The 12038-nt window shown below is 60.6% G+C and carries 11 protein-coding genes; 3 read left to right on the top strand and 8 right to left on the bottom strand.

Annotation, left to right across the window (positions count from 1 at the left end; translation table 11 throughout):
- The first annotated feature begins 37 nt into the window (after window positions 1-37).
- The gene (locus tag NKF25_RS20735) at window positions 38-319 is read left to right on the top strand and encodes a DUF6360 family protein (protein ID WP_253228542.1); all 282 of its coding nucleotides are present in this window, start codon (window positions 38-40) and stop codon (window positions 317-319) included.
- Here NKF25_RS20735 and NKF25_RS20730 read toward each other — a convergent pair.
- The 4 genes from NKF25_RS20730 to NKF25_RS20715 all read right to left on the bottom strand — a co-directional run bounded on the left by NKF25_RS20730 (window position 316) and on the right by NKF25_RS20715 (window position 5643).
- Window positions 316-573, bottom strand: a complete 258-nt coding sequence (locus NKF25_RS20730) for a hypothetical protein (protein ID WP_253228541.1) — start codon at window positions 571-573, stop codon at window positions 316-318. The two genes, NKF25_RS20735 and NKF25_RS20730, sit on opposite strands and share 4 nt — an antisense overlap.
- Before the next feature lie 698 nt (window positions 574-1271).
- Complete coding sequence (locus NKF25_RS20725) at window positions 1272-2432, bottom strand: glutathione-independent formaldehyde dehydrogenase (RefSeq protein WP_253228600.1); 1161 nt, start codon at window positions 2430-2432, stop codon at window positions 1272-1274.
- A gap of 229 nt (window positions 2433-2661) precedes the next feature.
- The gene (locus NKF25_RS20720; protein ID WP_253228540.1) at window positions 2662-3063 is read right to left on the bottom strand and encodes a hypothetical protein; all 402 of its coding nucleotides are present in this window, start codon (window positions 3061-3063) and stop codon (window positions 2662-2664) included.
- Window positions 3064-3123: 60 nt separating this feature from the next.
- Complete coding sequence (locus NKF25_RS20715; RefSeq protein WP_253228539.1) at window positions 3124-5643, bottom strand: PAS domain S-box protein; 2520 nt, start codon at window positions 5641-5643, stop codon at window positions 3124-3126.
- A 146-nt stretch (window positions 5644-5789) separates the two neighbouring features.
- On the opposite strand from NKF25_RS20715, the gene NKF25_RS20710 reads away from it, so the two are divergent.
- Window positions 5790-6425 (top strand): helix-turn-helix domain-containing protein, encoded by a 636-nt coding sequence (locus NKF25_RS20710; protein WP_253228538.1) that lies wholly within the window; start codon window positions 5790-5792, stop codon window positions 6423-6425.
- Between the two features lie 5 nt (window positions 6426-6430).
- Here the strand turns inward: NKF25_RS20710 and NKF25_RS20705 are convergent, their stop codons facing one another.
- Both NKF25_RS20705 and NKF25_RS20700 read right to left on the bottom strand, forming a co-directional pair.
- Window positions 6431-7108: a helix-turn-helix domain-containing protein gene (locus NKF25_RS20705; protein WP_253228537.1), complete on the bottom strand. Its 678-nt coding sequence runs from the start codon at window positions 7106-7108 to the stop codon at window positions 6431-6433.
- A 92-nt stretch (window positions 7109-7200) separates the two neighbouring features.
- Window positions 7201-7614, bottom strand: coding sequence for a hypothetical protein (locus NKF25_RS20700; RefSeq protein WP_253228536.1), 414 nt, complete (start codon window positions 7612-7614; stop codon window positions 7201-7203).
- A 177-nt stretch (window positions 7615-7791) separates the two neighbouring features.
- Here NKF25_RS20700 and NKF25_RS20695 point away from each other — a divergent pair, with 177 nt between their 5' ends.
- Window positions 7792-9441, top strand: a complete 1650-nt coding sequence (locus NKF25_RS20695; protein WP_253228535.1) for an AMP-binding protein — start codon at window positions 7792-7794, stop codon at window positions 9439-9441.
- Here NKF25_RS20695 and NKF25_RS20690 read toward each other — a convergent pair.
- Both NKF25_RS20690 and NKF25_RS20685 read right to left on the bottom strand, forming a co-directional pair.
- Window positions 9438-10646, bottom strand: coding sequence for a PQQ-binding-like beta-propeller repeat protein (locus NKF25_RS20690; protein WP_253228534.1), 1209 nt, complete (start codon window positions 10644-10646; stop codon window positions 9438-9440). The genes NKF25_RS20695 and NKF25_RS20690 overlap by 4 nt on opposite strands.
- The gene (locus NKF25_RS20685) at window positions 10643-11980 is read right to left on the bottom strand and encodes a PQQ-binding-like beta-propeller repeat protein (RefSeq protein ID WP_253228533.1); all 1338 of its coding nucleotides are present in this window, start codon (window positions 11978-11980) and stop codon (window positions 10643-10645) included. Before NKF25_RS20685 ends, NKF25_RS20690 begins: the two co-directional genes overlap by 4 nt.
- Between the last annotated feature and the right edge of the window lie 58 nt (window positions 11981-12038).

Raw genomic sequence — 12038 nt, 5'->3', positions numbered from 1 at the left:
AGGCGACCGTCTCGCGCGGTTTCGGGGGATGACTGAGATGGCGGACCGCGTCCTCTCGGTGAACGCCTACACCACGTTCGACCTGCTCGACGCCGTCGCGGAGGGCCACGGCTGGACGGACGAAGCAATGGCCGTGTTGAACGTCAAAACGCCGCGGAAGAATCCGGACGAAGTCCTGCTCCAACTCGAACTGGACAACGGCACGCTGGACAACCTCCCGGCGCACGCCGACACGGTGTCGCTCTCGCCCGACGAGGCGCGGACGCTCGCCGGGGAACTCGAACGCTACGCCGAGAAGGTCGAGGACGCGCAGGCTTAGAGGTTGTAGTGGAAGTCACACGAGGTACAGCGAAGCGAGTCGTTCTTCCGAACGATGACGCCGATACCGCACTCCGCACAGACTCCCTCGTACGCGACTGAGCCCGCCCCCCTGCGGAGCATCTCGTCCCGGATCCGTTCCATCTCGGCGATCTTTCGTCGCTGTTCGGTTATCTGCCGCTGAAGCCGCGCGAGTTGCTGGAGTTGCCGCTCTTTCTCGGTTCTGCCTGCCGATCGTCGCACTCGTGTTCGCATATGCTAACCACCATGTGAACGAAGGAGTGCGACAGACATTAACTAGCACTCATTGTTTGCAAGGTATTCATTACCGTTTCGCATATCGATCGATAGTCAGGTTGGACGGTGTTCGTTCTACGGGGTGGCGAATGACGACCTCAAAGCATATGCTGAGTGTGATTAATCTCCCGTATACGGATGGGATATCTCTCACGTCGTGCTGTTCTGGGGGGCGTCAGTAGCTCCCTGATTGCCGGTGCTGGATGCCTCTCGCGCTCGAAGCCCGAACCGAAATCGAGAATCAACTTCATCTCCATCAAAAACAAGCGAAATCACGCGGTCGATGTCCACCTACGGGTAAAGGATGCATCGAAGATTGTACTGGCAGAGACTCATCACCTGGAGACGTACTCGGGTATGTCGCCAAAATCGTCCGTCTACTACACCGAACGCCCAGTCAAGCATTCCGGCCGTTACGTCGTCATGGTCTCGGTGGACGATACTCCGGTAACCGTCGATACGACCACACAGGTCCATGGCAAGACGGATTGTGTGGGGATAATTTTCAGGATAGAACCCGGTTCTGGCTTGTATTACGAGAGCAAAGCAGTGCAGCACTGCTAATTGGACGCTTCGTCCCCACGAAGTGCCGTAGCTGTGTCGGTACCTGTTCCTCCCCATATCACGACACCAAAAAAAGCGAGAATCGAGTTAGTTCAGGGTTCGAGCAACACTTTCGTCACGCCTTCTTCACGGCTGTCGAATCGCTCGTACATCTCGGGCGCGTCATCGAGTTCGACGCGATGTGAGACGACGAAACTCGGGTCGGCGCGGCCCTGAATGATGAGGTCGCGGAGTTGGCGGTTGTACTCCTTGACGTTACATTGTCCGGTCCCGACCTTGAGACCCTTCTCGAAGAACTTCCCGAAGTCGATGCCGAGGCGGCCCTGTGCGGCCATCTCGTCCGGTGCTCCGGGGTCCGAGGGGACGTACAGGCCGGGGACGCCGAGTTGTCCGGTCGCCCGGACGACCTGAATCAGTTGGTTGAGAACCACTGCGGGGTTCTCCCGTGCCGGGTCGTAGGCGTCGTCGCCCACGTCGGTGTCGGGGTCCACGGCTTGGTATCCGACCGCGTCAACGCCTTTGTCCACGCCGCTGCCGTGGATGTTCTTGATCTGCTCGACCGGGTCGCTCTCCTCGAAGTTGATGGGCGTCGCATCACAGTGCTTCTCGGCGAGTTCGAGTCGACTGTCGACCCTGTCGACCACGTAAATTTCCGCCGCGCCCTTGATCTTCGCGCTGTAGGCGGCCATCAGTCCGACCGGGCCAGCACCGAAGATGGCGACCGATTCGCCGGGTTGGAGGTTCGCCAGTTCGGTCCCGTGCCATCCCGTCGGGAAGATGTCCGCGAGCAGGATGAACGAATCCTCGTGTTCCGTCCCTTCCGGGAGTTTGAGCGCGTTGAAGTCCGCGAACGGCACGCGGAGCCGTTCCGCCTGTCCGCCCTTATACGGCCCCATTGCGACGTATCCGTACGCCCCACCGGCGAAGCCAGGGTTCACGTTCAGGCAGAACCCAGTATAGCCGTTCTCGCAGTTCTTACACACGCCACAGGCGACGTTGAACGGGAGGACGACGCGGTCCCCCTCTTCGAGCGTCGTCACGCCGTCGCCCACTTCGTCCACGATACCCATGTTCTCGTGACCGAAGACGATGCCGGGGTCGGCGTCCGTCCGTCCCTCGTACATGTGGAGGTCCGACCCGCAGATGGCGCTCGTGGTGATGTCGATGACGACATCGTTCGGGTGTTCGATTTCTGGTTCGTCTACTTCTTCGACTTCTACGTCGTGCGGTCCTTGGTATACGACCGCGTCCATTGACATATGTTTCCACCCCAAAGAGGGCACGCCATTCTCACGTATGTCGTTATTCGAATTGATATGGTATCTTCGGCGTGAACAGAGCCCCCAAACCACTCCTTTCCGCCCGAAAATTGTCGAACAGTTGTCCTACCTGGGTGGGAATGGTTGCCGGTACCGAACGATCACTATGAGGGCAAGCGGTTTGGAAAAGACGCCAGCGATTCCGCATGGCCGTACCGTTCGATTACGTTCGGGTCTTGGGACTGCTCTTCCCTTCGTCCAACGCGGACGAGATGGTCCGGCAGAGGTCCATTCTCCGTTCGACTTCCTCGTGCCCCCAGTACCGGACGGTCTCGCTTCGCGCTTCGTAGGCCAGGATCCCACAGTCCTCCAACATCGGGAGATGAATGTGGTGAAGCCGAATCAACGCCGTTTCGTCGCTACACCCCTCGTCCGCAAGTAGATCGATAAGTTCGTCCATCGAGGCGATCCCGTTGTTCGAGAGATACTCACAGAGTACACGTCGCTGTTGGTCCGAGAGAATTCGCTCCACGGTTCCGGTGGGGAGCGAACTGTCACACTCCTCTTCCGGATGGTTTCGACTCGTGTCTAAATGGGTGTCGTTTGGTTGCTCCGAGTCGCTCATCATCTCTTACGAACTGTTCTGAGGGTACCAGTCCTTTGCCTCAATACTGAGGTATCGAACTCAGACGATACCCGACTGTCCCGCGAACAGCAGCGTGAGGAACTTCCGCTCGGCCGCTTGGAGGTGTTGATGGAACGTCGGTGAGGAGATGTCCAGCGTTTCGGCCAACTCCTTGCCGGAACTCGCACGGGGATAGTCGAAGTATCCCGCGAGATACGCTGCGTGGAGAATTTCCGCCTGTCGCTCGGTGAGCGTCTCGCTGAGTTCGTGATAAAAGCCGGACGTCGAGTGAAACGGTCGTTCGCGGGACTGCTTCGAGAGCAGGTTCCCTTCGGAGTACACCGACTCGACTGCGTCCAAGAACGGACGGATACGGGTGTTTCCCGGCACTTCGACGACGATGCTTCCCTCACCGTCCGTTATCGACCCGCGCAGGACGTACGCACCGCGTTCGATGAGCGCTTGCGCGATCGTCGCCGTACGGTGAAACGCGACCTCCAGCATGGCTTCCTCGTCCCGCTTTTGAACCAGACGAGCACGTTCGACGATCGATGATTCGGACGCCCGTTCGAGTATCCGCTCCGGCGAAACGCCGCTCGCGGTAACGTAGAAGATGTACGTTCCGTCGCTCGACGGAACCACCCCATCGAGGTCGAGCGAACACTCCAACTCGTCGGACGTCGTGACGAAAAACGACTCCGTGTTCGTGAGCGAGAATTCGAGTTCGACGACACGATCGGAGTAGAGGAGTCGCTTGCTTTCGACCGCGTTGATGGCGTGACCGATGGTTTCCCCCAACTCGCTGAAAACGTCCCGCTCGCGCTCGCCCACGACGGCCGGATCGTCGGTATAGAGGGTCAATACCCCGTACGTGGTCTCCCCATAGACGATCGGAATGTAGGCTGCAGAGTTGTATCCTTGGTCGAGCGCAGCATTCCGAAGGGACGGCGGGAATGACGGATCGGACTTCACGTCTTCCACGATCTGGAGTTCCCCTGTCCGAAGCGCGAGTGCGGCGGGTCCCTGTCCGCTCTCCGCGGTGTTCTCCGGCATCGCGTCTAGATATTCGTCGTCGATTCCGGCGGCCGTTTGGACGAACATTCCTTCTTCGGTAGACGACCCCATAGCGATGAACGCACCGTGATAGGCGTCCGAAGCGGCCAGTCGCTCGCAGACGGTTCGTTCGATCTCTTCGCGTGACGGCGCGGCCACGAGCGCTTGGTTGATATCCCGAACGATGGCGTTGATACGGTTCAGCGTCGTCAACTCGTCGCGCTGGCGGGCGACGTCGCGCTCGCGTTCCGCGCGGGTCAAGGCGGCTTCGGTGTTCGCCGCCAGCACACGCATCAGGTCGAAGTCGATTCGGTCGAAATCCCGCGGCGACGGGGACGCCGTGATGAACACTCCGTGTTCGCCTAACGGAGTAATGATGGCGCTTCTCATCGGCGTGTCCCGCTGTGCCACGTTCGGCGTCGTCTGGAAGTCGGAGATCACCCGCGGTTCACCCGTCTCGAAGACCGTTCCGACGAGGTTGTCGTCGAGCGCGTACGTCGGAACCGCGTCGTTCAACAATTCCTCGACCGTGTCGGTCAGCACCTCGGGTTCGAGTACGTCCCTGTCTTCCGCGTGGAGATAGATACCGGAAGCGGGCAGGTCGAGCACGTCGACGGCCGTTTCCACTGCGTGCTGGCAGATGAGCTTGGGTGATGAGGTTTCGAGCAGTTCGTGCGTCGTCTCGTGAAGCGAACTGAGCGCTTCTTCACGTCGTTTCCGGTTGCTGATGTCGTGAAATATCCCCTGTGCGACCCGACGACCGTTCAGTTCGGTACTGGTCGAGTTGATGGCGATGGGGATTCGATTCCCGTTCGAATCGATCACGGACATGTTGTGATCGTCAGGGGTCGACTCGTCGAGGTCATGCCTCCGCTCGAAGAGGTTCTTGTATCGCTCCAACTCCCCTTCCGGATGGAGATCGGACTGGTGCATTCCGACGAGTTCCTCTATCGGTCGGTCGAGGAGTTCGGCCGCCGCTCGGTTCGCTTCTAGGATCTTGCCCGTCTCTACGTCGGCGAGGAAAATCGCGTCGGGTGCGGCCTCCACCAGCGTTCGATACTTCTCGGTCGCGATTTCGAGTTCGTTCTGCTGACGCTTTCTGTCGGTGATATCGCGCAGTGTCGTGGTAAACAGCGTTCGATCGTGATACCGGTGCCGACGGAAGGAAAACGACATGGGAAACTCCTCGCCGGTCCGGCGGACTCCGGTTCGTTCGAGGCCGGTGTATTCGGTGGACGTGTCGGCATCCTCGACTTGCTCACGGAACTCCGCAAAATACTCGTCGCGGTGACGTTCCGGAAACAGCCTCCGTATCGACTCCCCGAGGAGTGTGTCCACGTCGTAGCCGAACATTCGACCGGCAGCCTCGTTTGCGAACACGATGGTTCCGTCACCGGATACCGTCACCACCGCATCGAGCGCGTCTCGGACGATATGCTTGAAAAAGGCGGCTTCCTCTCCCGTTTCCGTTTCGACGAGCGAGGAGTTCGCCCGAGCACTATCGTCCGAACGGAACGGTTCAGACATCGTTGGGATACGCACGGGTAGAGGGTGTAATAGACTTTTGCTCGAAATCGGACCGATCGGTCGTTGGAATACGCCTACTGGAGGGGATATAAAAGACTTGTATATACGAGTGAAAGCCACTGGGTGCTGGCTGGACGTTACTCTACATGAACACGCTCGTCGAAGTGGCGATTCCCGTCGCGGATTTCGCCCTGGAAGAGACGTTCGTATCGGTCCCGGAGGCCCGGTTCGAACTCCTTCCCACGATCTCGTACCGATCTGAGACAGGCCCGCCGCTCCTCCGTGTGAAAAGCGACCGAGAGGTCGCCGACGTGCTCCGAACGGATCCGACCCTCGCTTCGGTGAAAACGATCGTTTCGGACGCGAGTTCGACGCTCTTTGCCGTCCGCTGGACATCGACGCCGCAGTCCGTCTTCGAGACGATCCTCGAAGATGATGTCGTCATCAGTCACGTTTCCGCCACGAAACGACACTGGACGTTTCGGTTCCGAACCACCACCCGAGAGGTGGCATCGAGGCTGTATCATCGGTGTACCGACTGTGGTATCTCGATGGAGATTCGACGGCTTCAGCAACTGGACGGCGTTTCCGGGGAGCAGATCGACTTCAGCGAAGAGCAATTGGAAGTGTTGCAACTGGCGTTCGAGCACGGGTACTACGACATTCCACGCGGAATCACGGTCGGCGAACTGGCGGACAGAATCGGGGTCTCACACCAGGCGGTGTCCGAACGGATCCGACGTGCACACGATCAACTCATCGGGAATTCGATACCGACGTAACGTTTCTATCGGCCGATTTCCGGTTCGGTCGTGATCTCGGGACCGACCGCGAGTGCCCCACGGACTAACGTGTCGTGGGCGCGCCGAAGCCGCTCCGACACCGCCTGTTGGCTGATGCCGAGTTCGTCCGCGAGGTCGGCCATCGAACTGGTGCGTGGGACGTCGAAATATCCGCGTTTAGTGGCGAGGGCCAACACTGCATACTGTTCTTTCGTCAAGCCGAACTGGCCGTGTGGAAAATCCGTGAGCGGGTAGATGCGGTCGATGGTCATCGTCAACTCCCGTTCCTTGCAATGGTCGTGCGTGCGTGAGAACGAGTCCCTGTCCGGAAACAGCGCCCGCATCTTCCAGCGTTCGCTCGTCCCGTTGGCGTTGAGGATCGCTCCGTTCTCCTCAACGAGGATTTGAATCATGACCTCGATGGCGTCGATCCAATCCATCCGATACAGGCTCGTCCCGTCGAACGTGGACACTCGTTCCAGGTTCTCCGTGCTCGGGTCGGTGGCGAGCGCCTCGTCGACGGTTTCCATATCGTTGTTCGACACCCAGAGGTACGGAAATGCGCGGTCCGCGTCGTGTGCCACCAATCGGATGATTTCGAACGTGGCGGTTGGAACCGCGCGAAACGTCTCGGCGAGGACGAACTCGTCCGTCGGTAGGGTGAATTCCACGACCGTGCTCATTCAAACATGCTCCCTGAATATGTCACTCTCCGTCACCGGCTACGGGTTTGCAGTCAACTACCATCTACTATTGGGCTCCGGTTGCAACCCGTTTATGAACGTTCGTATCGCTCGGTTTGTTCGACGACATCGTGGAGCAGTCGTTTGTTCACGATGTCCACGTTCTCCGAGAGCCACACGCGCGGGTCTCCGGCGAGGTCGTAATCGACGATCCCGAGTAAACCGAGGTTCGGGAGATGTACGCGAACTATCCGTTCACGGATCGATTCAGTATCGCCATCAACCGTCGCCGCGACCGTTTGGGTGATTTTCGTCAGCGGAACCGTCGTTTTCTCCTCCCGGAAGAGCGTGTAGATGATGAGACGCGATTCTTCGTTCGCGAGAACCGAAAAAAGCCGAGTGACGGAGTCCGTGGTATCGATGACGAGCGAGGAGGTTCGGTAGGACTCGTCGTCCTCGGTGGGTGGCGGTTCAGATGACAGGGGTGACGACTCGGAGGGATCCATTCACACGGATTACTATCAGTATCGGCATTCTTTCTCTGGTTTCGTTTTCACCCTCTTTTAGAGGGGGCGGCTCTCAACACACAACCCTCGGTGCGACGGGTGCCGAAAGGAAGCCGCCGCCGAAATGATTGCAAATGTGAATAACGATTATACGTGCAGTCTACGACATACGTCGTGATGACTGGTCACAATCTGCATGATTATGACAGCGAGCGGGAGACGTTCGAGTGGGACGACATCTATGCGGACGCCGACTGGAACGCGCCCGAACGGTTGAACATCGCGCACGAGGTTTGTGACCGCCACGCGAACGACCGGGGGAAGGTAGCACTGTACTATGCGGGCAAGAACGGCGAGCGCGAGACGCTCACGTTCTGGCAACTCGCGGAGCGATCGAACCGTTTCGCAAACGTCCTCTCGGAGCACATCGATTCGGGCGACCGCGTGTTCTCCTACTTGCCGCGGATTCCCGAGCACTACGTCGCGCTCATCGGGACGCTCAAGGCGGGCGGCGTCTGGGGCGGCATCAACGAACGGTTCGGTCCGGATGGCATCGCCTATCGACTGGACGACTGCGATGCGAAGGTGGTCATCACCACGCCGGAAAACAGGGAGACGATGGACAAGGCGCTCGAAGACGCCCCATCGGTCGAACACGTCATCGTCATCGGGGAGCAGCGAACCGGGACACAACGGGACGACATCGACTACCACTCCGAGATGGCGAACGCGAGCAAGGAGTTCGAGATGGCCGAGACGGGTGGCGAGGATAACGCGCTGCTCTACTACACGAGCGGCACGACGGGACTGGCGAAGGGCGTCCTCCACAAACACCGCTGGGTCGCGGGCGTCGCCGCGACCCAGAAGTTCGCCGTCGATTTGCAACCAGGGGACTGCTACTGGTCCACGGGCGATTTGGGGTGGTTGACCGGGCCCATCAACACGCTCGGCGCGTGGTTCTGGGGGGCGACCCAGTTCACCTACGAGGGCGAGTTCGACCCCGAAACGTGGGCGGACCTGCTGGACGAGTTCCCCATCTCGGTGCTGTTCAGCGTCCCGACGGCCTACCGCATGCTCCGCGAGAACGAGTCCGTGCTGGAGGGCGTGGACCTCGACCTCCGTCACGCGCTCTCCATCGGCGAACCGCTGTCGGCGGGCGTGGTCGCGTGGGGCGAGGACACGCTCGGCGTCACCATCCACGACACCTACGGCCAGACCGAGACGGGCAACATGATCATCAACAACTACCCGACGATGGAGGTGCGGCCGGGAAGCATGGGTAAGCCGCTGCCGGGCATCGAGGCCGCCGTCGTGGACCCGGAGACCGGCGAACCGCTGGAACCCGGCGAGACGGGCGAAATCGCCGAACGCGGGAACTATCCGTGTTTCTTCGCTGAGTACTGGAACAAGCCCGAGAAGACCGCGGATTGCTTCGTGAACGACTGGTACCTCTCCGGCGACCTCGGTCATCTGGACGAGGACGGCTACTTCTGGTTCGAGGGGCGTGCCGACGACGTCATCCTGAGCGCGGGCTACCGCATCGGTCCCTTCGAGGTCGAGAGTTCGCTGGGCGAACACCCCGCCGTCGCGGAGGCCGCCGTGGTGCCGAAACCCCACCGCGAACGCGGCAACATCGTCAAGGCCTACGTCGTCCCGAGCGCGAGCGCGGACCCGTCGGACGAACTCGTCGAGGACATTCAGAACCACGTCAAACAGGAATTGTCCGCCCACGAGTATCCCAGGGAGGTCGAGTTCGTGGACGAACTGCCGAAAACGGTGACCGGAAAGATTCGCCGGACGGAACTGCGCGACCAAACCGAGGATTAGTTCTTCGGGACGAATCGGGCGACGACCAACACGTTGTCGTCGTCCCAACCGCCGATATACACTGCACCGTCGTCGACGGCCAGGCCGCCTTGGAACTTCATGCCGGATTCCTCGTCTCGCCACACGCATTCGCCCGTCTGCGGGTTCAGCACGCCGAGTGTCTCCCCGCCGCTGAAAAACTCGACCGGAAGATAGATCCTGTCGGAACTCGCGGCGATGACGCCCGTGTATCCCAATTTGTCCTCGTCCGAGGACCAGCACGCAGTCCCCTCTTCCGCTGTAAACGCGTGCAGTGTCGAGGTGTCACCCCGTCCTCCACCCGCGTACACGTGGCCACCGTCCACAGCGATGATTTCGACGTTTTTAGCCCGGCGTTTCCAGCGTTTCTCCCCCGTTTTCGCGTCGAGGGCGTGCACGTGCCCGTCTTCCGACCCGGCGTAGACGGTACCGGCAGCGACCGCGATGTCACAGGAAACGCGACCATCTGTTTTGTAGCGCCACCTCCGCTGCCCGGTCTTCGCATTCAGCGCGTAGACGTAGGTGTCGTCGCTCCCGACGTACACGACACCGTCGGAGATTGCCGGTGTGCTCTCGGTTTGGAGGCCGCTTGTGAACCGCCATCGTCGTTCCCCCGTCTTCGTGTCGAATGCGGAGAGGAACAGGCGTCCGAAGATGAACACCGTGTCCTCGGTCACCTGTATCCTTCCCGAGATTCTGCTGGATTCGGCGGTCAGTTCGGTCGTCCACACGCCATCGCCGGTTTCCGTGTCGAGCGCACGAAGCGACTCGTCGCTCACCATGAACAGCCGATTTCCGGCGACCGCCACCCGCGAATTCACCGGAATGGTTACTCGCCAGCGATGCTCCCCCGTCTCCGCGTCCACGGCGTGCACTTCGTCGTCGTAGTTGGTCGCGTAGACGGTTCCGTTCGCGACGATGGGGTCCGGGGCGGCCGCGTGCCCGCCCGTCGTAAACGTCCAGTCGAGTTGCAACGGCGGCCTCGGACCATCTGCGGACGGCACCGAGCGCGTGTTCTTCGAGCCACCCGACGCACTCGGCCATCCCGGTGTTCCGGGGGTTACGTCCGAATCGATGGCGCACTCCGCGGGTGGTTTCGGAGTCTTCTGCTTCGAGTGGCCCATCAGACCGGAGCACCCGGCACCGAGGGCGATTCCGCCCGTAACGAGGAACGCGCGGCGGTTCATGCGTCCCCATCCGCGAACCGGATGATGCTCCCGTACTCCGTCGCCACGAACACCGCGTCTCCCGCGATTGCGGGGCCTTCGAGCGTGGCGTTTTCGTTGGTATCGGAGAGGAAGAATTGACTGTCGTCCTGATTCCCGAGGTCGCCCCACAACTTTTCGCCGGACGACGAGTCGAGCGCGCCAGCACCGATGTACACCGTTTCGTCGGTGACGACTGGCGCGCTCTCCATCGGGACACGATGTTCCATCGTGGCCATTGAGGCCCGGTTCACGAACCGCCACTGTTCGGTACCATCCTCGGCGGAGATTGAGTAGACGTTTTTCGCGCCGATGTAGACGCTTCCGTCGTGGACTGCAGGCGCACTTACCGGTCGGCGGTAGCCGAACGCGAACTGCCACCGTTTCGTTCCATCTGACGGATCGACTGCGTGGAGCGAGGTATCGGAGACGAAGACGGTTCCGTCCGCGACGACCGGCGCGCGCGGCGGTTCGTAACTAAACCTGTCCTGTGAAAATTCGTACCGCCAGCGTTCTCCCCCGTCGTCGCGGGAGAGCGCGAGAAGGTTGCTGCTGGTCGTACGGCCGTTCTGTCCGATGCCGGTCGAGACGTACACCGTGTCGTCCGTAACGGCCGGTTTCGACCGAATCCACCACGTTTTCTCGGAAAAGAACGACCCGAGCGTTCGTTGTCCGTACCGCCATTCGAGCTTTCCGTCCGTCCGCCGAAACGCGTGAACCGACCCGTGTCGGTCGCCGACGTAAACGTTGCCTCCCGCGACGGTCGGGGTTCCCACGGGTGCGCTCGTCGTTGTTCTCCATCGAACCGCACCCGACGCGGCGTCGAACGCCGTCAGCGCGCGGTCGGCCGACCCCGCAAATACGAGTCCGTCGGCGACCGCTGGCGTTCCGGTTCCTCCCTTCGGAAGCGTTGCCGACCACTTCGTTTTTCCAGTCGTTGCGTCGAGGGCGTACAGTTTGCCGTCGGCATCGATGGTGAATCCGCTGGGAAGTCCAGTCGCGACGAATACCGTTCCGTTCGAAACGATGGGACTAGAGGTCGTCCCATGGAGTATGTTCTTTTTCTCGTCCTCCGATTCGACGCGTTCCCACAGTTTCCACACGTGCATCGGTGGGTTCGTTCGCGGTGCGCTCTTGGAGCGGGTGTAGCCCGTGTTCGTCGGCGTCCCGTGGGCGACCGGCCACTCGTCCGATGGCCAATCGAGCGCCGCGGTCGCGGGTGTCGAGCGGGAGGAAGCACACCCGGAAACGGCGGTCACGCCACCGGCACCGAGACCGGCGAGGAACCGCCGCCGAGTGGGACGCTGGAAGGGCATGTCAGTTGTGCCGATTATTACGGCCCCTATATGAGCTTTCTGTGCGCCACCTCGTCCC

The organism is Haladaptatus sp. AB643, assembly GCF_024136975.1.
Lineage (GTDB): Archaea > Halobacteriota > Halobacteria > Halobacteriales > Haladaptataceae > Haladaptatus.
The sequence above is the reverse complement of the archived record's forward strand: the minus strand, read 5'-3'. Positions and strand labels throughout refer to the sequence as shown.